The organism is Stenotrophomonas sp. (genome assembly GCF_032056425.1).
In the GTDB taxonomy this organism is placed as follows: Bacteria; Pseudomonadota; Gammaproteobacteria; order Xanthomonadales; family Xanthomonadaceae; genus Stenotrophomonas.
Genome location: NZ_DAMBCN010000001.1, coordinates 20508 through 43018 on the forward strand (window position 1 = coordinate 20508; position 22511 = coordinate 43018).

The 22511-nt window shown below is 67.3% G+C and carries 19 protein-coding genes; 16 read left to right on the plus strand and 3 right to left on the minus strand.

Features of this window, described 5'->3' with window-relative positions; genetic code table 11:
- Positions 1 to 5 precede the first annotated feature (5 nt).
- The 3 genes from dapD to map are packed head-to-tail and all read right to left on the minus strand — an operon-like array spanning position 6 to position 4488.
- Positions 6 to 1073, minus strand: a complete 1068-nt coding sequence (gene dapD, locus RTY46_RS00090; RefSeq protein ID WP_312706093.1) for a 2,3,4,5-tetrahydropyridine-2,6-dicarboxylate N-succinyltransferase — start codon at positions 1071 to 1073, stop codon at positions 6 to 8.
- Positions 1073 to 3700, minus strand: a complete 2628-nt coding sequence (locus tag RTY46_RS00095) for a [protein-PII] uridylyltransferase (RefSeq protein WP_312706094.1) — start codon at positions 3698 to 3700, stop codon at positions 1073 to 1075. Before RTY46_RS00095 ends, dapD begins: the two co-directional genes overlap by 1 nt.
- A gap of 2 nt (positions 3701 to 3702) precedes the next feature.
- On the minus strand, positions 3703 to 4488 hold the full coding sequence (map, locus tag RTY46_RS00100) for a type I methionyl aminopeptidase (RefSeq protein ID WP_079221260.1): 786 nt from the start codon (positions 4486 to 4488) through the stop codon (positions 3703 to 3705).
- A gap of 230 nt (positions 4489 to 4718) precedes the next feature.
- Between map and RTY46_RS00105 the strand changes: the two genes are divergently transcribed.
- From RTY46_RS00105 to bamA, 16 genes are all read left to right on the plus strand, one after another.
- The gene (locus RTY46_RS00105; RefSeq protein ID WP_312706095.1) at positions 4719 to 5246 is read left to right on the plus strand and encodes a spore coat U domain-containing protein; all 528 of its coding nucleotides are present in this window, start codon (positions 4719 to 4721) and stop codon (positions 5244 to 5246) included.
- A gap of 10 nt (positions 5247 to 5256) precedes the next feature.
- Positions 5257 to 5991: a molecular chaperone gene (locus RTY46_RS00110; protein WP_312706096.1), complete on the plus strand. Its 735-nt coding sequence runs from the start codon at positions 5257 to 5259 to the stop codon at positions 5989 to 5991.
- A gap of 25 nt (positions 5992 to 6016) precedes the next feature.
- Positions 6017 to 8362 carry a fimbria/pilus outer membrane usher protein gene (locus tag RTY46_RS00115; protein ID WP_312706097.1) on the plus strand — a complete coding sequence of 782 codons (2346 nt, stop codon included), beginning with the start codon at positions 6017 to 6019 and terminating at the stop codon, positions 8360 to 8362.
- Positions 8359 to 9378, plus strand: coding sequence for a spore coat U domain-containing protein (locus RTY46_RS00120; protein WP_312706098.1), 1020 nt, complete (start codon positions 8359 to 8361; stop codon positions 9376 to 9378). The genes RTY46_RS00115 and RTY46_RS00120 overlap by 4 nt, the downstream gene beginning before the upstream one ends.
- 67 nt (positions 9379 to 9445) lie before the next feature.
- The gene (locus RTY46_RS00125) at positions 9446 to 9706 is read left to right on the plus strand and encodes a hypothetical protein (protein WP_312706099.1); all 261 of its coding nucleotides are present in this window, start codon (positions 9446 to 9448) and stop codon (positions 9704 to 9706) included.
- Complete coding sequence (locus RTY46_RS00130; RefSeq protein WP_312706100.1) at positions 9706 to 10425, plus strand: fimbria/pilus periplasmic chaperone; 720 nt, start codon at positions 9706 to 9708, stop codon at positions 10423 to 10425. The genes RTY46_RS00125 and RTY46_RS00130 overlap by 1 nt, the downstream gene beginning before the upstream one ends.
- Before the next feature lie 219 nt (positions 10426 to 10644).
- Entirely contained in the window at positions 10645 to 11451 is an 807-nt protein-coding gene (rpsB, locus tag RTY46_RS00135; protein ID WP_312706101.1) for a 30S ribosomal protein S2, read from the plus strand.
- Between the two features lie 127 nt (positions 11452 to 11578).
- Positions 11579 to 12454, plus strand: coding sequence for a translation elongation factor Ts (tsf, locus tag RTY46_RS00140; RefSeq protein ID WP_108749068.1), 876 nt, complete (start codon positions 11579 to 11581; stop codon positions 12452 to 12454).
- A gap of 249 nt (positions 12455 to 12703) precedes the next feature.
- Complete coding sequence (locus RTY46_RS00145; protein ID WP_312706102.1) at positions 12704 to 14242, plus strand: GGDEF domain-containing protein; 1539 nt, start codon at positions 12704 to 12706, stop codon at positions 14240 to 14242.
- Positions 14243 to 14362: 120 nt separating this feature from the next.
- Complete coding sequence (pyrH, locus tag RTY46_RS00150; RefSeq protein ID WP_108749066.1) at positions 14363 to 15091, plus strand: UMP kinase; 729 nt, start codon at positions 14363 to 14365, stop codon at positions 15089 to 15091.
- 97 nt (positions 15092 to 15188) lie between these two features.
- Positions 15189 to 15743 carry a ribosome recycling factor gene (gene frr, locus RTY46_RS00155; RefSeq protein WP_108749065.1) on the plus strand — a complete coding sequence of 185 codons (555 nt, stop codon included), beginning with the start codon at positions 15189 to 15191 and terminating at the stop codon, positions 15741 to 15743.
- A 5-nt stretch (positions 15744 to 15748) separates the two neighbouring features.
- Positions 15749 to 16516, plus strand: a complete 768-nt coding sequence (gene uppS, locus RTY46_RS00160) for a polyprenyl diphosphate synthase (protein ID WP_312706103.1) — start codon at positions 15749 to 15751, stop codon at positions 16514 to 16516.
- A complete protein-coding gene (locus RTY46_RS00165) occupies positions 16513 to 17358 on the plus strand; it encodes a phosphatidate cytidylyltransferase (RefSeq protein ID WP_312706104.1) in 846 nt (281 codons plus the stop codon). The genes uppS and RTY46_RS00165 overlap by 4 nt, the downstream gene beginning before the upstream one ends.
- 2 nt (positions 17359 to 17360) lie before the next feature.
- Entirely contained in the window at positions 17361 to 18551 is a 1191-nt protein-coding gene (locus tag RTY46_RS00170) for a 1-deoxy-D-xylulose-5-phosphate reductoisomerase (protein WP_312706105.1), read from the plus strand.
- Positions 18552 to 18605: 54 nt separating this feature from the next.
- A complete protein-coding gene (rseP, locus tag RTY46_RS00175; protein ID WP_312706106.1) occupies positions 18606 to 19964 on the plus strand; it encodes an RIP metalloprotease RseP in 1359 nt (452 codons plus the stop codon).
- A gap of 74 nt (positions 19965 to 20038) precedes the next feature.
- On the plus strand, positions 20039 to 22459 hold the full coding sequence (bamA, locus tag RTY46_RS00180) for an outer membrane protein assembly factor BamA (RefSeq protein WP_312706107.1): 2421 nt from the start codon (positions 20039 to 20041) through the stop codon (positions 22457 to 22459).
- The last annotated feature ends 52 nt before the right edge of the window (positions 22460 to 22511 follow it).

Sequence of the window (22511 nt, forward strand, 5' to 3'; positions counted from 1 at the left end):
CCCGCTCAGTCGGCCAGGCCGCGCAGCAGGTCGTTCACGCTGGTCTTGCTGCGGGTCTTGGCATCGACCTGCTTGACGATCACCGCGCAGTACAGCGAGTGGGTGCCGTCCTTGCTGGGCAGCGAACCGGACACCACCACGCTGTACGGCGGAATGTAGCCGTAGCTGATCTCGCCGGTGGCGCGGTTGTAGATGCGGGTGCTCTGGCTGAGGAACACGCCCATGCCGATCACGCTGTGGTGGCCGACCACCACGCCTTCCACCACTTCCGAACGCGCACCGATGAAGCAGTGGTCTTCGATGATGGTCGGGCTGGCCTGCAGCGGTTCCAGCACGCCGCCGATACCGGCACCGCCAGACAGGTGGCAGTGCTGGCCGATCTGCGCGCAGGAGCCCACCGTGGCCCAGGTGTCGACCATGGTGCCTTCGCCCACGTAGGCGCCGATGTTGGTGAAGCTCGGCATCAGCACCACGTCCTTGCCGAAGTACGTGCCACGGCGGGCGATCGCACCCGGCACCACGCGCACGCCGGCGCGGCGGAACTTCGCTTCGTCATAGCCGGCAAAGCGCGATTCCACCTTGTCCCAGAACGGCGCCGGGCGGGCATCGACCACGGCCATGTCGTTGACTCGGAAGTACAGCAGCACGGCCTTCTTCAGCCACTCGTTGACCTTCCAGCCGCCCTGCCCGTCGGGCTCGGCCACGCGGAATTCACCGGTTTCCAGGCCATCGATCACGCGGTTGACCAGCGGCCGGGTCGAGCCTTCCAGTTCGTGCAGGGTCAGCGTGGCGCGGCGCTCGAAGGCGCTCTCGATGCCGAACTTCAGTTCTTCCACGCCCGGCACCTGCGGCTTGCGCAGCGACTTGCGGGCGATGGTTTCGGCGCGGGCAACCTCGGCGCTCTTGGCCGGAGCCTTCTTCACCGCCGGCTTCTTTGCCGCCGGCGTTTTCACCACGGCCGCTTTCTTCGCCGGTGCAGCAGTCTTCTTGGCCGCCGTCGCGGCCGCAGCGGTTTTCTTCGGCGCTGCGCCCTTGGCGGTGGCGGCGGTCTTCTTGGTGGGCTTGGTGGCCATCAGGCGGTGTCTCCGGCGTTTCGATCAGGGTCCAGGCAGGCCAGCATCGCGTCATGCAGCTGCTGCCGGGCAGGTTCAGTCAGGGGGAGGTCGTGCTCGTCACTGATCACGAAGGTGTCTTCGGCGCGTTCGCCGAACGTGGCAATGCGTGCGTCATGCACACGCAGGCCCTGGTTGCGCAGCACGAACGCCACGTCGGCCAGCAGGCCGGGACGGTCGGGGGCAACCAGAGCGAAACGGGTGGCACCGGGTTCGTCGCGGAACTCGATGCGCGGGGCGAAACGGAAGTGGCGCAGCTGCCGCGGCACGGCCCGGCGCGACGGCCGCAGGCGTGCCAGATCGCCGCCCAGCGCCTCGCGCAGGGCTGCTTCCAGGTTCGCGCTGCTGCCATCGGCAAAGGTGTCGGCCGGGCTCACTTCGAAGGTATCGAAGATGGTGTCGGACGGACCGTCCAGCACCCGCGCGCGGTGGATGCCGTAGCCCTTGCGGTCCAGGGTCATCACGATGGCAGCGAACAGGCCATCACGGTCGGGTGAATGCACGAACACTTCCAGCGCAGGGTCATCGACACTGATCCGGCGCACTTTCACCAGGGTGTGGCCCTGCTTGATCGGCACCAGTGCTGCCGCCTGCCAGGCCAGCTGTTCCGGGCGCAGGCGCATGAAGCCTTCATCGGGCATCACCGCAAACTGGCGATCGATGGTGGCATCGTCGTAGCCCTGCTCGCGCACCAGTGCGCGCACGCTGTCACGCGCTTCGGCCACGCGTTCGGCGGCCGGCATCGGGTGCTCCAGGCCATCACGCAGCGCGCGCCGGGTGGCGAAGTAGAGGTCGGCCAGCAGCCGATCCTTCCACGCGTTCCACAGCTTGGGGCTGGTGCCGGCAATGTCGGCGCAGGTCAGCAGGTACAGATAGTCCAGGCGGTCGCGGCTGCCCACCAGGGTGGCGAAGCGATGGATCACCACCGGATCGGCGATGTCCTGTTTCTGCGCGGTCACCGACATGCGCAGGTGCTGTTCCACCAGCCAGGCCACCAGTTCGGTATCGCTGCCGCTCAACGCGTGGGCATGGCAGAACGCACGCGCATCGACCGCGCCCAGTTCGGAATGGTCGCCGCCGCGGCCTTTGGCGATGTCATGGAACAGGCCGGCCAACAGCAGCAGCTCCGGCTTGCGCAGGCGCGGCCACACTTCGCGGGCGATGGAAAAACGCTCATCGGCGCGGCTGCTGGCAAACAGGCCGATATTGCGCAGGACCATCAGCGTGTGCTGGTCGACGGTATAGACATGGAACAGGTCGAACTGCATGCGGCCGCTGACCTGGGCGAAGGCCGGAATCCACTGGCCGAGCACGCCCAGCCGGGCCATGCGCGAAAGCGTATCGACCGGCCGCTGCCCACGCAGCAGCGCCATGAACTGTTCGCGCGCATCGGCGTCGGCCTGGTCGTAGGCTGGCAGCAGTGGCAGCGATTCGGCCAGCGCGCGCGCAGTCAACGAATGCAGGCCACGCACCTGCGGGTTGTTGGCCCAGCCGGCGAACAGGGCGAACACCTGGCCGATATCGCCGCACGGCCAGTCGGCCTCGTTGGCGGCCAGATAGCCGCGGCGCAGAGAAAAACCAACGGTCAGCGGTTCCGGCTGCGCTTCGCCATCGAACTGTTCCTCGAAGCGCTGCAGCAGGCGGTCACTGATACGCCGCACCACCGATGCGGCGCGGTAGAAGCCCTGCATCATCTTCTCGACGCCCAGGTTCTCGGCGTCGTCTTCGAAGCCCAGGCGCGCGGCCAGGGTCTTCTGGTAATCAAAGCGCAGGCGCTCTTCGGGGCGCCGTGCCACCAAGTGCAGGCCGAAGCGCAGCCGCGCCAGCACCGCACGTTCGCGCTTCAGCGCAGCGGCCTCGTCGGCACCCAGATGGCCCAGGCCGACCAATGCTTCCAGGTCGCGCACGCCGAACGCGCGCAGCGCCATCCAGCCCAGCGTGTTCAGATCGCGCAGGCCACCAGGCCCATCCTTCAGGTCCGGCTCCAGATTGTCGGCGGTGTCGCCGAAGCGCTCGTGGCGCCCCCGCAGCTCCTCCAGCTTGGCCAGGAAGAAGGCTCGCGCCGGCCACAGCTCACGATCGTCCACGGCCGCACGCAGCGCGCGGCGCGCGCCGTCGTCGGCCAGGATCGGACGTGCTTCGATCAACGCGGTCAGCACGGTCTGGTCGGCCGCCGCCTCGCGGCACTGTGCGGCCGAGCGCACGGCGTGGCTGACCGCCAGGCCACAATCCCAGAGCAGGGCGAACAGCCGCGACAGCGCCGCTTCATGCGCCATCTGCGCGGATGATTCACCGAACACCAGCAGATCGATGTCCGAGCGCGGGAACAGTTCGCCGCGCCCGTAGCCGCCCACTGCAAAGAGCGACAGGCCGCTGTCGGCCGGCAGGCAGCGCTGCCAGGCCAGGCGGATCAGATGATCGGCCGCACGTGCGCGCAACGCGATCAGGCGCTCGATGTTGTCGCCCTGGTCGAAGCGCCGGTACAGCCGCGCATCGGCCTGCTGCAGCGCCTGCCGTGCGGCAGACGCCCATTCGGGATCGTCAAGCGAATCGGCCGGCGCGTCCAGCAGTGAACCCGCCGGCAGCATGGTCAGGAAACCTGCGATTCGCCGGGCGACAGGGTCAGCACGTCCACGCCGGTCTCGGTGACGGCGATCATGTGCTCCCACTGTGCCGACAGCTTGCGGTCCTTGGTCACCACGGTCCAGCCATCGGGCAGCACCTTGTTGTAGCGGGTGCCCTCGTTGATCATCGGTTCGATGGTGAAGGTCATGCCCGGCTGCAGCACCAGGCCCTGGCCCGGCCGGCCGTAATGCACCACCTGCGGTTCATCGTGGTAGACCTTGCCGATGCCATGGCCGCAGTACTCGCGCACCACGCTGAAACGCTCGCCTTCGGCATAGCTCTGGATGGCATGGCCGATATCGCCCAGGGTGGCGCCCGGACGCACCGCGCGGATGCCGCGCCACATGGCTTCGTAGGTGGCTTCCACCAGGCGGCGGGCCATCACCGACGGCGTGCCGACGAAGTACATGCGGCTGGTATCGCCGTGCCAGCCATCCTTGATGACGGTCACGTCGATGTTGATGATGTCGCCGTCCTTCAGCACCTTCCCTTCGCTGGGGATGCCGTGACAGATGACATTGTTGACCGAGGTGCACACGCTCTTGGGGAAGCCGCGGTAGCCGACGTTGGCCGGCGTGGCGCCCTGCACGTTCACGATGTGGTCGTGGCAGATGCGGTCCAGCTCCTCGGTGGTGACACCGGGCTTGACGTGGGGGGTGACGATGTCGAGCACTTCGCTGGCCAGGCGGCCGGCGATGCGCATCGCCTCGATTTCCTGCGGGGTTTTCAGATTCACGCTCATGGCACCCATTATCGCCGATCCAGCCGCAATCTGAACGAACGCCACCCAACTGGCGGCACAGCCAATGCACAGATCCGGCAAGGACCGTGAAAACGTGACCCAACCCACGCTTTATCTGACCGATTTATCACTGAATACAGACACTTACCGCGCCTAGGCTGAACCGGACCGTCATCAAAGCGGCTCAGAACGTGCCGCACCGTCCTGTTCAACAGACCTTCGGGTCAGGGAGGTTGTCCATGCGATCTGCAGTCCGTTCCCCTCTTGCCTGGGCCGTGGCCCTGCTTCTGGCCGGCCCCGCATCGGCTGCCGACACCACGACCTTCAATGTCCTGCTGACGATCAACAAGGCCTGCACCATCACCGCCGCCGCCGCGACCAACGTCAACTTCGGCGCTGCCGATGCCAGTTCCACCACCCCGCTCAACGCCCAGGGCACACTGACCGCGCAGTGCAGCGTGTCCACCCCCTACACGATCGCGCTCAATGCCGGCCTCAATGCGGGAACCGCGGCCGACGTGACCACCCGGCGCATGCGCAACACCGATACCGGGGTGACGGCCAACAACTTCGTCGGCTACCAGCTGTACCAGGACGCCGGCCACAGCGTTGTCTGGGGCTCGACCACCGGAACCAACACGCAGGCAGCCACCGGCACGGGCGCCAACCAGGTCTTCCAGGTCTACGGCCAGGTGGCCAACCCCAGCGCCAACAACGCCGCCCCCGGCGCGTACCAGGACACCATCACCGCCACGATCACCTATTGAGGTGGCGCTGATGGTGCTGCGTACCGACCGCTGGCTGCGCACGCTGGCGTGGATTGCCTTGAGCCTGCCCACCGCCCCCTGTCTGGCCGCCAGCCTGCAGGTGTCGCCCACCCAGTTCGAACTGCGCCCGCAGCAGAACGCCGAAGCCCTGTGGATCAGCAACAGCGGCACGCAGACGGTGCAGGTGCAGGTGCGCGTCTTCCAGTGGCAACAGGTCGACGGCCGGGACACGCTGACGCCGACCCAGGCGCTGCTGCCCAGCCCCCCGATGCAGGCCCTGGCGGCCGGACAGCGCCAGCTGGTGCGGCTGGTACGGGCGGAGGACGGTGCGCCCGCCACGCAGCAGGCATACCGGGTGATCGTCGATGAAATTCCCGCCTACGACCCCACACGACAGGGCATGCAGTTCGCGCTGCGCTACTCGATACCCGTCGTCGTGCAGCCCGCGGGCAAACCACCCGAACCGCTCCTGTCGGCGCGGCTGCTGGGCACCGGCACCACACAGGCGCAGCTGGAGGTGAGCAACCGCGGCCAGGGGCAGGCCCAGATCGCCGATCTCGGCCTGGTGGTGGGCGACCGCCGCACCCCGTTGATGGACGGGCTGGTGGGATACGTGCTGCCTGGCCAGACCATGCGCTGGCCGTTGCAGCAGCCGCCTGCGCAACTGCAGGGCGGCACCTTCAGCGCGAGGATCAACGGTGGCTCGGAGCCGATTCCATTGCCCGCCACGCCGCCGGCTCGCTGAGGCCTGCGTGCTGGCCTGCTGCAGCATGGCGTCGCTCCCAGGGCTGGCCCTGGCGCGGGGTGCAGGTGCCGAGGCGATGGACGTGGCAGCCGACGCGCTGCTGCCGCCCCCCACCCCGTTGACCGCCAGCCAGGCGCTGTACCTGGACACCACCCTGAACCAGGCGCCGCGCGGGCTGCTGCGGTTCGACGAGCTGGGCGGACGCCTGCAGGCACCGGCGGCGACCCTGCGCCAGCTCGGCTTTCCCGTGCAGGGCGAGAGCCCGGTGTACCTGGACCAGATCGCCGGTGTCGTCGTGCACTACGACGCCGGCCTGCAGATCCTGGACCTGCAGGTGCCGCTGCAGCTGCTGCAGCTGCCCACCGCCCAGCTGGGCCGCAGTGAACAGGCTGCCCCGGCCGCGCAGTCGTCTGCCGGCATGGCACTGAACTACGACGTGTATGCCAGCCACAGTGACGGCCTGGGCAACCTGAACCTCAATACCGACCTGCGCCTGTTCGGCATCGGCCGCGGCAGCCTGCGCAGCACCGGGTTGATGCGTACCTACCAGCTTCCCGGCGAAGGCTGGCAGCACCAGTCCGTACGGCTGGACACCAGCTGGCGGCTGGATCTTCCCGACCAGGCCCTCAGCCTGACCGTGGGCGATTTCTACAGCGGATTCCTGGAGTGGTCGCGCCCGGCACGCATGGCCGGCATCCAGATCGGGCGCAACTACGGGCTGCAGCCCTACCGGGTCCTCACCCCTACGCCGTCGTTCCTGGGTGAAGCGGTGGTTCCGTCCAACGTCGAGCTGTATGTCGATGGTCTGCGCCAGTATGGCGGGCAGGTTCCCGTGGGCCCGTTCCAGCTGGCGACGCAGCCGGGCATCAGCGGTACCGGCACCGCGCAGGTGGTGGTCACCGATGCCTTCGGCCGCATGCAGACACTGGATTTTTCCTTCTACGGCACTCAACAGCTGCTGGCCGCCGGGCTGTCCGACTGGTCCGCCGGGATCGGCCGCCTGCGTCGCGACTTCGGCGTCCACTCGTTCCGCTACGACAGCGACACAGTCGCCAGCGCCACCCTGCGGCGCGGCATCAACAACCAGTTCACCCTGGAAGCGCATGCCGAGGGTGGTGGCGGCGTCCTCAATGCGGGCCTGGGCGGGGCATGGCTGCTGGGCAGGGCCGGCGTACTCAGCGCCAACTGGAGCGAGAGCCAGGATGGCCAGCGCCGGGGCCGACAGTACGGCTGGGGCTACAACTGGAACAACCGCCGGTTCAACGTCAACCTGGCCAGCCGCCGCACCGCCGGCGACTACCGCGATCTGGGCAGCCTGCAGGACAGCCTGCCGCCGCGCGTCAGCGAGCAGGCCAGCTTCGGCGTGGACCTGCAGCGTCTTGGAACGGTGAGCCTGAGCTACCTGAGGCTGGACCAGGCGCTGCCGGTACTGGATGCACCGCAACCGGCGCCGGACCCCGGACTGCCCTACACCCGCACGCGCTACCTGAGCCTGTTCTGGTCGCGCAGCTTCGGGCGCTGGAATGCCTACCTGTCGGCCACCCAGGACATCGACCAGCGGCAGAACCGCAGCCTCTACCTGTCACTGGGCACCCGCCTGGGAGAGGACCGGCAGGCCACGCTGGCGGTGCAGCGCAATGGCGACGTCGACCGCGCCAGTGCCGAAGTAATGCGGCCCGTACCTGGCGATGGCAGCCGCAGTGGCCCGGGCTGGCGCCTGCAGGCCCGTGACGACGGCGGCCTGGCGGAAATCGGCGCGCTGGGCAGCCATGGCCGCTACTCTGCCGGGCTGTCCCGCGATGCCGGCCAGACCTTCGCCTATGGCAACGCCAGTGGCAGCCTGGTGTGGATGGCGGGTAGCGTTTTTGCCGCCCGCGAGGTACCCGACGCCTTCGCGGTGGTTTCCACGGGCCGGCCCGGCATTCCGGTCACGCTGGAAAACCGGCCGGTGGGGGTGACCAACCGCAAGGGGCTGCTGCTGGTCACCCCACTGCTGTCCTGGCAACGCAACCGATTGGGCATCGACACCCTCGACCTTCCGGCGGACATGCGCGCCGAGCGCGTTGAAACCTTCGCCACGCCGCGCCAGGGTGCCGGCATGCGGGTGGACTTCAGACTGGTGCACAGCCGCGGCGCGATGCTGACCCTGCTCGACGAACAGGGCCAGCCGTTGCCACTGGGCGCACGGATCAGCGGCCCGGGTGCCACCCCGACCGTGGTGGGCCACGATGGCCAGGCCTGGGTGGAATTCACAGGCGAGCCGCCACGGCTGCTGATCGAAAGCGAGCGCGGGCGCTGCCAGGTGCAGATGCCGGCCAGCACCTCGCGCCGCTCGCCGCCACTGCGCTGCCAGCCGGAGCCTTCGCCGTGAGCCGGGTGCTGCTGCTGGTGCTGTTGTGTGGCCTTGCCACGCTGGCGTTGCCGGCGCGCGGGGCCACCACCTGCACGCTGTCCAGCCCGACCCTGGCCTTCGGCCCGGTATCCAACGGACTGGTCGACACCTCCGCCACATTCAGCGTGACCTGCACCACCGGCGCCGTGGCCCTGCTTGCCAACGCGCGCGTCACGTTCTGCCTGGGGCTGCCCGCGGGCAGCGGCGGCACCACCATTTCCCCCTGGCGCACCATGGTCAACAGCTTCGGCGACCGGCTTAACTACCAGATCTACCGCGATGCAGCCCGAACCACCGTCATCGGCAGCGGCGCGGCAAGCAGCCCGGCGTGGGCTACGTTCCAGATGCAGTACCCGGTGCCCGTGCTGGGGGGCTCGGGCACCGTTTCGTTCACGCTGTATGGGCGCTACCCCGCCAGCCAGGTACTGTCGGCAGGCACGTTCAGCAGCGCCCTGGCCGCCACCTTCCAGTACGCCTACAACGAGCCTCTGCTGGGCACGCCAGCCTATCCGGCCACCTGCCTGCTGCAGCCACCGACGGTAACCGGCAATTCCAACCTGCAGCCAGCCGCCATGACCCTGACCGCCACGGCAACGGTCAACCCGGCCTGCGGCGCCTATGTCACGGCCCCCATGGATTTCGGCGTAAACACCGGCGCAGTCGCCTCCAACATCGACCGCACCGCACGCTTCAGCCTGACCTGCGTCAACCGCAGCCCGTTCCAGGTTGGGTTGGACAACGGCTCCCATGCCGATGGCGCCGGCAACCGCCGAATGCGGGTCGGCAGCAGCGGCGCTCTGTTGCCCTACGAGTTGTATCGCGACGCGGCGCGCACCCAGCGCTGGGGCAATGTGTTGAACAGCACAACGGTCAGCAGCACGGGGACCGGTGCAGCGCAGGACCTGACCATCTATGGCCGGGTGCCTCCCGCGGCAGGGACCTCCACGCCGCCAGGCGCCTATACGGATACCGTTACGGTCACCATCACCTATTGAGACGGCACGAAGGGCTTCAGACCCTGCCAGCGCGGCCGATATCGACTGCATTGCCCTGGTGCCACCCATGTCCCTCCCGCGCCTGATCTGCCTTGCCTGTGCCGCCCTTCCCGCATTTGCTGCCGCGGCCGGCGACACAGCTGCCGTCGATCCGCACCCTGCGCAGGCGGGTGTTGCCGTAACCCTGTTCCTTCGGGCGCCGGGCAGGGCGCTGCCGCCGCTTCAGCGCAGCGACTCCGCCGCAGGACGCGTGGAGCAGATCCTGGCCCTCAGCCCGCCACCGCAGGAAGGCGATGCGGCGCCGGACCCGGTCACGATCACCTACTGATGATGTGGCGGACCGCGCTGCTGGCGCTGCTGTGCGGGCTGCCGGCGGTTCCGGCCCAGGCACTGCAGCTGTCACGGCATGGTGTCGAACTGCCGGCCGCTGACAGCAGCGACGCGTTGTGGCTGATCAACGATGAATCCACCGAGTGGACAGGGCATGCCACCGTCTACCTCTGGAACCAGCCCGGCCAAGGCGACACCCTGCATCCGGCTGACGATCTCGCAGTGAGCCCGGCGCGCCTGCGCATCGCCCCGGGCCAACGGCAACGGCTGCGGATCGTGCGGCTGGGCCCTGCGCCGGATCGGGACGAGCGCGCCTACCGGCTGCTGATCACACCCCAGGCAGTGGCGCCCCAGGGGCGCGCCGAGCGCCATTCGCTGCCCGTTTTCCTGCAGCCGGCGGCCTCGGCCCGCCCAGAACCCCTGCAGGCCAGCCTGCAGGCGACGCCCGGGCAGCCGCCGCAGCTGCGCCTCTACAATGGCGGCAACGTGCATGCCCGCCTGGCCGACCTTTGCTTCGTTGACGCGCAGGGGCACCACCATGCCCTGCTGCAGGGGCTGGCCGGCTACGTACTGGCCGGCAGCGGGCGCAGCTGGCCGCTGCCACCGCGCGACGGCGGCTATGCCGGCGGGGGGTTCAGCGCCCGGCTGGCCGATGGCAGCGAGAGCGTCATTGCGCCCGCCCCTGCCATTGCACCACCGGCCCTTCCCGGACTATAATTGACCTGATGTTCTGCCGCCCCGTGCGCGGAACACCGTCCACACCGGACGTCACCGGTGAATCCACACCTGCTGCCCCCATCCGTGCCGGGGTGCTCCGCAAGGAGTTCGGCCACGGAGGCAACAGGGAAGCCCAACCCCGGAACCCATCGCGTTTCCACGCGTCCCGCACACTATTACCGCGGGCGGAAGCGCAGGTTCCCCATCAGGAGTATTGCAATGCCCCAGGTCACCATGCGTCAGATGCTGGAAGCCGGCGTCCACTTCGGCCACCAGACCCGCTACTGGAACCCCAAGATGGCTCCGTACATCTTCGGCGCCCGCGGCAAGATCCACATCATCAACCTGGAAAAGACCGTCCCGCTGTTCAACGACGCGATGAACTTCATCTCGTCGGTGGCCCAGAAGCGCGGCACCGTCCTGTTCCTGGGCACCAAGCGCAGCGCCCGCGAAACCATCCGTGAAGAAGCCGAGCGTTGCGGCATGCCGTTCATGAACCAGCGTTGGCTGGGCGGCACCCTGACCAACTTCCGTACCGTCAAGCAGTCGGTTGCCCGCCTGAAGGAACTGGAAGCCGGCGAAACCGACGGCACCTTCGAAAAGCTGGTCAAGCACGAAGTGCTGGGCCTGCGTCGCGAGCGTGACAAGCTGGAAGCCTCGCTGGGCGGCATCAAGGACATGAACCGTCTGCCGGACGCCATCTTCGTGATCGACATCGGCCACGAAGACATCGCGATCAAGGAAGCCAAGAAGCTGGGCATCCCGGTCATCGCCGTGGTCGACACCAACTACAACCCGGAACTGGTGGACTACGCCATCCCGGGCAACGACGACGCCATCCGCGCTGTGCAGCTGTACGCCCGCGCCGCTGCCGACGCCGTGCTGGAAGGCAAGGCTGCTGCTCCGCACGCCGCTTCGGTGCGTGAAGAAGAGTTCGCCGACGCTGCTGCTGAAGGCGAAGACAAGGCCGCCCGCCGCGCTCCGGCGAAGAAGGCTGGCAAGAAGGGCGACGACGCCCAGGCCTGATCCAGGCCCCCGGGGTGGACGCCCGGCGTCCACCCTCCCTGCGCGCAGCCCTGGGCGCGTGACAGGACCGTGTCATACGGGCCGGCCACCATGCCGGCCCAACCCCTTTCTTTCGTGAGGAAATCCCGTGGAAATCACTGCTTCCCTGGTCAAGGAACTGCGCGAGCGCACCGGCGCCGGCATGATGGAATGCAAGAAGGCGCTGACCGAAGCCGGCGGCGACATCGACGCCGCTGCTGAAGCCCTGCGCAAGTCGGGCGCTGCCAAGGCCGACAAGAAGGCTGACCGCGTGGCTGCCGAAGGTCGTCTGGGCCTGGCCCAGGACGGTGGCAAGGCCGTGCTGGTTGAAGTCAACTCGGAAACCGACTTCGTCGCCAACGACGTCAACTTCAAGAACTTCGTCGACTCCGTCGCTGCTGCCGCTCTGGCCGCCGGCGCCACCGACGTCGAAGCCGTGAAGGCCGCCAAGCTGGCCGATGGCCGCACCGTGGAAGAAGCCCGCGCCACCGCCGTGCAGACCCTGGGTGAAAACATCCAGATCCGCCGCCTGGTGAAGGTCGACACCACCGGCAACATCGGTGCCTACGTGCACACCAACGGCAAGGTCGGCGTGCTGGTCGATCTGATCGGCGGCGACGTCGAGCTGGCCCGTGGCCTGGCCATGCACGTGGCTGCGCTGAAGCCGCCGCACAACAAGGCAGCCGACGTTCCGGCCGACTTCGTTGAGAAGGAAAAGGAAATCGAACTGGCGAAGATGTCCGAGAAGGACAAGTCCAAGCCGGCCGACATCCTGGAAAAGATCATCAGCGGCAAGATCAACAAGATCGTCAGCGAAGTGACCCTGTACGGCCAGACCTACGTGCTGGGCGAAACCACCGTCGAGCAGGTGGTCAAGGCCGCCGGCGCCGACGTGGCAGGCTTCCAGCTGCTGATCGTGGGCGAAGGCATCGAGAAGGTGGTGGAAGACTACGCCGCCGAAGTCGCCAAGGCCATGCAGGTCTGATTCCAGCCTGCCGGCTGTGAGCTGACCAGAAGGAGCCGCGGGAAACCGCGGCTCTTTTTTTATGCCTGCGGCACCTGTGGCACGGTTGGTTGCGCACCGTTGGTGCGCACATCAGCCAGACTTTGCGTTATCACGCATTCAAGCCGATACTCGGCACAGAGGAATTTGCAGTCACATAGCAGGAACGAAAAACGCAAACTGTGATGCATTCCTAAGTATTCTTGTCCTACTGGAATTTGACGATCCGACATGCCTCCTGAGCTGACTGCTGCCCTGGCGCTGTGCCGCAACCTGCCCTCGCCTCCCGGTATTGCCCTGCGCATCATCGAACTGGCGCAGGACCCGGAAGCGGATATCGCCACCGCCGCCGACATCATCGCCATCGACATGGCGTTGAGTGCTCGCATGCTGCGCATTGCCAACTCACCCCTGTATGCCAGCCGGCGCCGCATCGAGAACCTCGGCCAGGCGCTGACCATGCTGGGGCTGAACGCCACCATCAGCCTGGCGCTGGGCTTCACCGTGACCCAAGGCCTGACCGCCGGCGGCGGCGCCGGCCACGACCTGCGCCAGCGCGCGTGGAAGCGCAGCATCCTCAGTGCACTGGCCGCCAGCCAGCTGGGCCAGGCGCGCGGTCTGCGCCGCCTGGAAGAACTGATGCTGGCCGGCCTGCTGCAGGACATGGGCGTGCTGTGCCTGGCCCAGGCCGAATCCGAACGCTACCTGCCAGTGCTGCGCGAAGCAGATGACAACCCCGACCTGGTCGCCCGTGAGCGCCAGGCCCTGGGCTGCAGCCACGCCGACGTGGGCGCATGGGTAGCCGAGGAATGGGGCCTGCCGCGCTACCTGGTGGACAGCATCCGCCACAGCGAGGATGCCGAACCGGCCACCACCCCGTTCCAGGCCTGCGTGCAGCTGTCTGGCGCGGTGGCCGATATCTGGCTGGACAGCGACGCCGATGCCGCGCGCGAACGCGCCCTGCACCAGGTACACGACCAGCTGCAGCTGGACAGCGCCCGCTTCGACCAGGTGCTGGCCCGCATCAGCGATGCCCTCCCCGATATCGCCAGCCTGTTCGAAACCGGTCTGAGCTCGCCGCAGCGCGTGCGCGAACTGATCGACCACGCGCAGGAACTGACCACCCTGCGCAACCTGCGCGAAATGCAGGATGCCGAGCAGGCGCGGCGCCGTGCCGACGAATTCGAGGCGCGTGCCAAGCGACTGGCCGACCAGGCCCACCGCGACGCCTTGACCGGCGTACTGAACCGCCGCCAGCTGGAAGCCGTGCTCGAGCAGGAATTCCTGCGCGCCGGCCGCCATGGCTGGCCGCTGTCGGTGGCCTTCATCGACCTGGACGACTTCAAGAAGATCAACGACGCCCACGGCCATCTGACCGGCGACGAAGTGCTGCGCGCCTTCGCGGCCAAGCTGCAGGGGCAGCTGCGCAACAGCGATACGGTTGCCCGTTTCGGTGGTGAAGAGTTCGTGGCCCTGCTGCCCAACACCAGCGAAGCCATGGCTCTGGACGTGATCCGCCGGGTCCTGGCCAACATCGTGACCACGCCCATGACCGAGGCCGAAAGCGGGCCGCTGTTCGTCACCTTCTCCGCCGGCGTGGCCACCCAGGGCGGCTACGAGCGTTTTGCCACCGTGCAGGACCTGCTGCGCGCCGCCGATGACGTTCTTTATCGCTCGAAGAATCTGGGCCGCAACCGGGTCATCGCCCGCTCGCCCGGCGAACTGGGGCATGATGAGCTGTCAGCGACTGCGGGGCTGGAAGTTGGCTGAACGGATCCCCCGGCCCAGGCCGGGGGATCACGCCAAATCGCGCCGCAGCGCACAAAACGCTTTGGCCGCGCGCTCCATGCGCGTAGAATCGCCCGCGATTTCCACGCACCCGAGGTCCTCATGTCCAAGCTCGCCTATCGCCGCATCCTTCTGAAACTGTCCGGGGAGGCGCTGATGGGAGACGAGGACTACGGCATCGACCCGAAGATCATCAACCGCCTGGCCCGTGAAGTGATCGAGGCCCAGCAGGCCGGCGCCGAAGTGGCCCTGGTGATCGGCGGCGGCAACATCTTCCGTGGCGCCGGCCTGGCCGCAGGCGGCATGGACCGGGTAACCGGCGACCAGATGGGCATGCTGGCCACGGTCATCAACGCTCTGGCCATGCAGGATGCCCTGGAAAAGCTCGGCGCCAAGGCCCGCGTGATGAGCGCCATCAAGATCAACGACGTGTGCGAGGACTACATCCGCCGCCGCGCCATCCGCCATCTGGAAAAGGGCCGCCTGGTCATTTTCGCCGCCGGCGTCGGCAGCCCGTTCTTCACCACCGATTCGGGCGCCGCCCTGCGCGCGATCGAGATCGGCGCGGACCTGCTGCTGAAGGCGACCAAGGTCGATGGCGTGTACGACAAGGACCCGAACAAGTACAGCGACGCGGTGCGCTTCGACAGCCTGAGCTACGACGAAGTGATCCGCCGCGGCTTGGAAGTGATGGATACCGCCGCCTTCGCCCTGGCGCGCGACAGCGACCTGCCGATGCGCGTGTTCGACATGGGCCAGCCGGGTGAGCTGCTGAAGATCCTCAATGGCGCCAACATCGGCACCCTGGTCCAGGGCCGCGATCCGGCCTGAGCCTGAGCGCCAGCCGGGCCCTGCGCCGATCCAGGCCCGGCAGCGTGCCGTATTCGCCTATAATCGCCCGATTCCAGTTACATCCAGGACCCGGGCGATGCTCAACGACATCAAGAACAACGCGCAGACGCGCATGGCCAAGAGCATCGACGCTCTGAAGCACACCCTCACCTCCATCCGCACCGGTCGCGCCACGCCGGCCCTGCTGGACCGCGTGACGGTCAATGCCTACGGCAACGCCAGCACCCCGCTGAACCAGGTCGCGTCCATTTCCAATGCCGACGCCCACTCCCTGCTGGTCACGCCCTTCGACAAGAGCATGATCAAGGAGATCGAGAAGGGCCTGTACAACGCCGAGTTCACCCCGAACACCCTGGGCACCGCGATCCGCATCAACATGCCGCCGCCGACCGAAGAGCGCCGCAAGGAACTGGCCAAGCAGGTGCAGAAGGAAGGCGAAGGCGCCAAGATCGCGATCCGCAACATCCGCCAGGATGCAAACAAGGAAATCGCCAAGCTGGTCAAGGACAAGGCGATCAGCGAGGACGAAAAGAAGCGCGGCGAAGACGACATCCAGAAGCTGACCGACAGCAACATCAAGGATGTCGACAAAGTCGTAGCCGACAAGGAAAAGGAACTGTTGTCGGTCTGAAGTCGATGCCTTCAGTCCCGCCCCCCCTGCCGGCCGCCCTGCCCCGCCACGTTGCCATCATCATGGATGGCAACGGGCGCTGGGCACAGCAGCGCCGCCGCCCGCGCGTGATCGGCCACCGTGCCGGCGCCCGTGCGGTCAACCGCACCATCGAGCGCTGCCTTGAACTGGGCATTCCGGCGCTGACCCTGTTCGCATTTTCCAGCGAAAACTGGGGCCGGCCGCAGGAAGAAGTCGATGCCCTGATGAAGCTCTTCCTTGGCGCGCTCGATCGCGAAGTGGACGAGCTGCATCGGCGCGGCGTGCGCGTGCGCTTCATCGGTGAACGCGAACGTTTCGGCGCCGGGCTGGTCAGCCGCATGCAGCTGGCCGAACAGCGCACCGCCGACAACACCACCCTCACCCTGTCCATCGCGGCCAGCTACGGCGGGCGCCAGGACATTGCCCGTGCCGCCCGTGCACTGGCAGTGGAAGTGGCCGCCGGCCGCCTGTTGCCCGAGCAGATCGATGAGTCACTGCTGGGCCGCCAGGTAGCGCTGGCCGACCTGCCGCCGCCGGATCTTTTCATCCGCACCGGTGGTGATACCCGTATCAGCAATTTTCTGCTGTGGCAGCTGGCGTATACCGAGCTGTGGTTCACCGAAGCGCTGTGGCCGGATTTCGATGCCGCACTGCTGCAGCAGGCGCTGGACGCCTATGCCAGCCGTGAGCGCCGCTTCGGCCTGACCAGCGCCCAGATCGCCGCCATGGCCACCGAGACGTCCAACCCATGACCAAGACCCGAGTACTCGCCGCGCTGATCATGGCGCCGGTGGCCATCGCCGCGATCCTGCTGCTGCCCACGCAGTGGCTGGCCGCAGCCGCAGCCGCCGTGTTCCTTGTCGGCCTGTGGGAATGGCTGAAGCTGGCCGACGTGGAAGACACACTGGCCCGTACCGTGCTGCTGGTGCTGAACCTGGTGCTGATGGTGCTGCTGGTCTGGGCCGATGCCGGCAGCCTGGTGCTGTACCAGATCGCCACCCTGGTGGGCGTGGGCTGGTGGCTGTGCGCCCTGCTGTGGTTGCGCTTCTACCAGTTCGGTGCGCAGCCGGGCAGCCCGGCGCGCATCCTCAAGCTGCTGGCCGGCACCCTGGCCATCGTCCCTTCGTGGGCGGCGCTGGTGCTGATCCATGCCGGTGGCGACGTTGATGCCACGCGCAGCGGCAATGGCCACCTGTGGCTGTTCGCCGCGCTGGCGCTGGTCTGGGCGGCCGACTCCGGTGCGTATTTCGCCGGTCGCCGCTTCGGCAGGCACAAGCTGGCCCCGCGCATCAGCCCCAACAAGACCTGGGAAGGCCTGCTGGGCGGGCTGGTGGCCGGCGTGGCCGTGGCTGTCGGCCTGGGCCTGGTTGCCGGCGTGGACACCGCCCACCTGCCCGGCCTGCTGGTCACTGCCGTGGTGGCCGTGTTCGCCTCGGTGCTGGGTGACCTGTATGAAAGCCTGATCAAGCGCCACGCGGGCGCCAAGGATTCGGGCAACGTCATTCCGGGCCACGGCGGCGTACTGGACCGCATTGACGGTGTGCTGGCGGCCCTGCCCGTGTTCGCGCTGGGCAAGGAAATCTTCGGATTCTGACCATGGACGCTGCTGCATACCCCCGCCGGGTCGCCGTGTTTGGTGCCACCGGCTCCATCGGCACCTCCACGCTTGACGTGATTGCCCGCCATCCGCAGCAGTACCAGGCCACCGTGCTCGCCGCCGGCCGCCAGGTAGAGGCGCTGCTGCAGCTGTGCCGCGTGCATCGCCCCGCGCACGCCGTCATCGCCGACGAAACGCTGTTTACGCAGCTGCGCGACGGCCTGCGCGATGCCAACCTGGCCACCGAAGCGCATGCAGGGGCCCCCGCCCTGGACCAGCTGGCCGCCAGCGATGCCTGCGACACCGTGGTGGCCGCCATTGTCGGCGCCGCCGGGCTGTCCTCCACCCTCGCCGCCGCCGCGGCCGGAAAGCGCATCCTGCTGGCCAACAAGGAATCGCTGGTGCTGGCCGGCGAGCTGCTGACCCGCACCGCCGACCAGGCCGGCGCCGAGATCATCCCGATCGACAGCGAACACAGCGCCATCTTCCAGTGCCTGCGCTCGCGCGATGCCAGCCTGGACGGCGCCGGCGTGCGCCGCATCCTGCTGACCGCCTCGGGTGGCCCGTTCCGTGGCCGCAGCCGCGCCGAGCTGGCCCAGGTCACCCCGGCCCAGGCCGTGGCCCACCCGAAGTGGTCGATGGGCCCGAAGATCTCGGTCGATTCGGCCACGCTGATGAACAAGGGTCTGGAAGTAATCGAAGCCCACCACCTGTTTTCCGTACCGGGCGAGCGCATCGAGGTGCTGGTGCACCCGCAGAGCCTGGTCCATTCGCTGGTCGAATTCGTTGACGGGTCTACCTTGGCCCAGCTTGGCCTGCCAGACATGCGCACCACCCTGGCGGTGGGCCTGGGCTGGCCCCAGCGCATCGAATCGGGCGTGGGCGGGCTGGACCTGCTGGCCCAGGGCCGGCTGGATTTCGAGGCGCCCGACACCGAGGCCTTCCCCTGCCTGGCTCTGGCCTGGCAGGCCATGCAGGCCGGCGGCACCGCCCCGGCGGTGCTGAATGCCGCCAATGAAGAGGCCGTTTCAGCGTTTCTTCAGGGCCGGATCGGTTTCCTGACCATTCCGGCACTGGTGGCTAACGCTCTTTCAACACTGCCCAGCGAACCAGCCGATACACTGGAGGGCCTGTTGGCCGCCGACCAGCGGGCACGCCACCTCACCCTGAACGCCATCGCCGCTGCCTGAACGCCTCGACGAACTGCATGACGCTTCCGCCCCTGTCCGCCACTGTGAGCCTGCATGACTGACTTCATCGGATCGGTCTGGTGGATGATTGTCAGCCTGGGGCTGCTGGTCACCTTCCACGAGTTCGGCCACTACTGGGTGGGCCGCATGTGCGGGGTGAAGGTGCTGCGCTTCTCGGTCGGCTTCGGACGGCCGCTGTGGTCGCGCCGCGACAAGCATGGCACCGAGTTCGCCATCGCCGCGCTGCCGCTGGGCGGCTACGTGAAGTTCCTGGACGAGCGTGAGGTGGAGGTCCACCCGCATGAGCGCGGCCAGGCCTTCAACCACAAGACCGTCTGGCAGCGCATCGCCATCGTCGCCGCCGGCCCCGCCGCCAACCTGCTGCTGTGCATCCTGCTGCTGTGGGCGATGTTCGTGATCGGCAAGCAGGACTATTCGGCCACCGTGGGCCGTGCCACCGGCATGGCCGCCACCGCCGGCCTGGTCAGCGGCGACCGTCTGCTGCGCGTGGATGACCGCAGCGTGGTCACCCTGGGCGAGGCCAGCATGGCGCTGACCGCCGCCGCGATGGACCGCCGCGACGTGAAAGTCGAGGTGGTCGACTTGGCCGACCAGATCCAGACCCGTACCCTGCCGCTGTCGCAGCTGCCAGCCGGCTTCGACGAACGCCGGGTGCCGCTGCTGGCCGGCCTGCACTGGCAGGCGTGGATGCAGCCGGCGCTGGTGGACAGCCTGACCGCCGATTCGGCCGTGGCCGGCCAGCTGCAGGCCGGCGACCTGATCGTGGCCATCGATGGCCAGCGCATCGACAGCGCCGAACAGGTCAGCCCGGAAATCCAGGCCCTGGGGCGCCACGGCGGCCCGGGCATGATCGAGGTGCTGCGCGGGGGCGAGCGCCTGGCGCTGGAAGTCACCCCGCGCCAGGGCAAGGACGGCAAGGGCCAGCCGCAGTGGCAGATCGGCGTGGGCTTTGCCAGCACCTACAGCCCGCCGTACGACACCCTGATGCGCTACGGGCCGCTGGATGCGGTCACCGCAGCCGTGCGCGAGACCGGCCGCCTGGGCGCCGATTCGCTGGCCATGATGGCCCGCATCGTCACCGGCAAAGCCTCGCTGCAGAACGTTTCCGGCCCGGTCACCATCGCCCGCGTGGCCAATGTTTCGGCCAAGCGCGGCGTCGACTGGTTCCTGCAGTTCCTGGCGCTGCTGTCGCTCAGCCTGTGCATCATCAACCTGCTGCCCATTCCCATCTTGGACGGCGGGCACCTGCTGTATTACCTTATTGAGTTGGTCAAGGGCAGCCCGCTGAGCGAGCGTGCCATCGCCGCCGGACAGTACATCGGTCTGGCGCTGCTGGCCGGGCTGATGGGACTGGCGTTCTACAACGACATCCTCGGCCTGGTCCCGCGATGAACTTTTCCACGTTGTTGCCGTCTACAGCGTCGGCATCCCGCACCAATGAAATCGACCTTCCTACCGGACGTGACATGACGCGACTCCCCAATCGCCGCCTGCTGGCCCTCGCCCTCGCCGCCGTCACCGGCGCCCCCGTGCTGGCCCAGGCTGCCGAGCCCTTCACTGTCAGCGACATCCGCGTCGACGGTCTGCAGCGCATCAGCTCGGGTACGGTGTTCACCTATCTGCCGGTGGAACGCGGCGAGACCGTGACCGACAGCAAGGTCGGCGACACCATCCGCGCCCTGTACAAGACCGGCTTCTTCGAAGACGTGCAGCTGGACCGCCAGGGCAGCATCCTGGTGGTGACCGTGAAGGAACGCCCGGCGATCAACAAGCTGACCGTCACCGGCAACAAGGACATCAAGAGCGACCAGCTGTTGAAGGGCCTGTCCGACATCGGCCTGACCGAAGGCGGCACCTTCGACCGCCTGAGCCTGGACCGCGTGACCCAGGAACTTCGTCGCCAGTACAACGACCGCGGCAAGTACAACGTGGAAATCACCCCGACGGTGAGCCCGCTGGACCGCAACCGCGTGGACATCGCCATTGCCATCAAGGAAGGCAAGGCGGCCAAGATCCGCCACGTCAATCTGGTCGGTACCGAGAAGTACGACGCGCGCGACATCCTGGAAATCTGGGAATCGAAGGAGCACAACTGGGCCTCGTGGTACCGCCGCGATGACCAGTACTCCAAGGAAAAGCTGTCCGGCGACCTGGAAAAGCTCAATTCCTGGTACCTGGACCGCGGCTACGTCGATTTCAGCATCGACTCCACCCAGGTCTCGATCAGCCCGGACAAGCGCGACATGTTCGTGACCGCCGGCGTGACCGAGGGCAACCAGTACAAGATCTCCGACATCAAGGTCAGCGGCGACACCATCCTGCCGCAGGAAGATGTCGAGCGCATGGTCGTGCAGAAGGCCGGCGATACGTTCTCGCGCGCCCTGCTGGAGTTCAGCTCCGACTCGATCACCAATTCGCTGTCCAACATCGGCTACGCGTTCGCCAAGGTGAACCCGATCCCGACCACCAACCGCGCCGAGCAGACCGTGGCGGTGAACATGCAGGTGGTGCCGGGCCCGCGCGTGTCGGTGCGCCGCATCATCTTCAAGGGCAACACCCGCACCTCCGACGAAGTGATGCGTCGCGAAATGCGTCAGTTCGAGAACACCTGGTACTCCCAGGCCGCCATCGACCGTTCCAAGATCCGCCTGCAGCGCCTGGGCTACTTCGAATCGGTGGACGTGGAAACCCCGGCGGTCAGCGGCAGCAACGACCAGGTGGACGTGGTCTACAACGTGAAGGAAACCACGTCGGGCAGCTTCGTGTTCGGCCTGGGCTATTCGCAGTCCTACGGCATGACCACCTCGGTGCAGCTGTCCCAGAACAACTTCCTGGGCGGCGGCAACCGCGTGTCGGTGGAAGCCTCGCGCAGCAGCTACCTGCAGCGCTACGGCTTCAGCTACACCAACCCGTACTTCACCGATGACGGCGTGTCGCTGGGCTACAACCTGTCCTGGCGCGAACTGGACTACTCCGACTTCAACACCGCGCAGTACAACAGCACCAACGGTGCCGCGCAGGTGGTGTTCGGCGTGCCGCTGACCGAGACCGACACCGTCTCGCTGATGTTCGGCATCGACAGCAACCAGATCACCACCTACCCGGGTTCGACCCCGGACTCGATCGTCGACTACATCAACGCCATCGGCAGGCGCACCTTCCATGCCTGGCGCACCGAACTGGGCTGGGCCCGCGATTCGCGCAATGATTACTTCATGCCGACCCGTGGTACCTACCAGCGCATTGGCCTGGAAACCACCCTGCCCGGTTCGACCGTCGAGTACTTCAAGCTGAACTACCAGATCAGCAAGTACTGGCCGATCATTCCGTCGCTGGTGATCAACACCCGTGCGGAAATCGGCTACGGCGACAGCTACGGCAAGGACACCGTGCGCGACCTGTGCTACACCGCGCCGACCGAAGCCAACCCGAACCCGATCCAGACCGTGGACTGCAACCCCAACTCGTCCGATTACGTGAAAACCGTAAAGGCGTCGGGCCTGCCGTTCTACGAGAACTTCTATGCCGGCGGTACCAATTCGGTGCGCGGCTTCGAAGACAACACCCTGGGTCCGCGTGAACGAACCTCCAGCTATCCCAACGGCCAGCCGCTGGGTGGTTCGCTGAAGACCGTCGGTTCGATCGAAGCCTACTTCCCGCGCCTGTTCGACAGCCCGTCGGCACGCGTGTCGGCCTTCGTCGACTTCGGCAACGTCTACAACGGCGTGGACAACTTCAAGGCCAACGAGCTGCGCGTGTCCACCGGTGTGGCCCTGCTGTGGCGCGCCCCGGTCGGTCCGATCTCGATCAGCTACGCGTTCCCGCTGAAGAAGCAGGACGGCGACGAGATCGAGCGTCTGCAGTTCACGTTTGGCGGCCAGTTCTAAGAACTGACCTCCGAAGGCCCCCCTTGACAGGGGGGGCTCTCCACCAGACGGG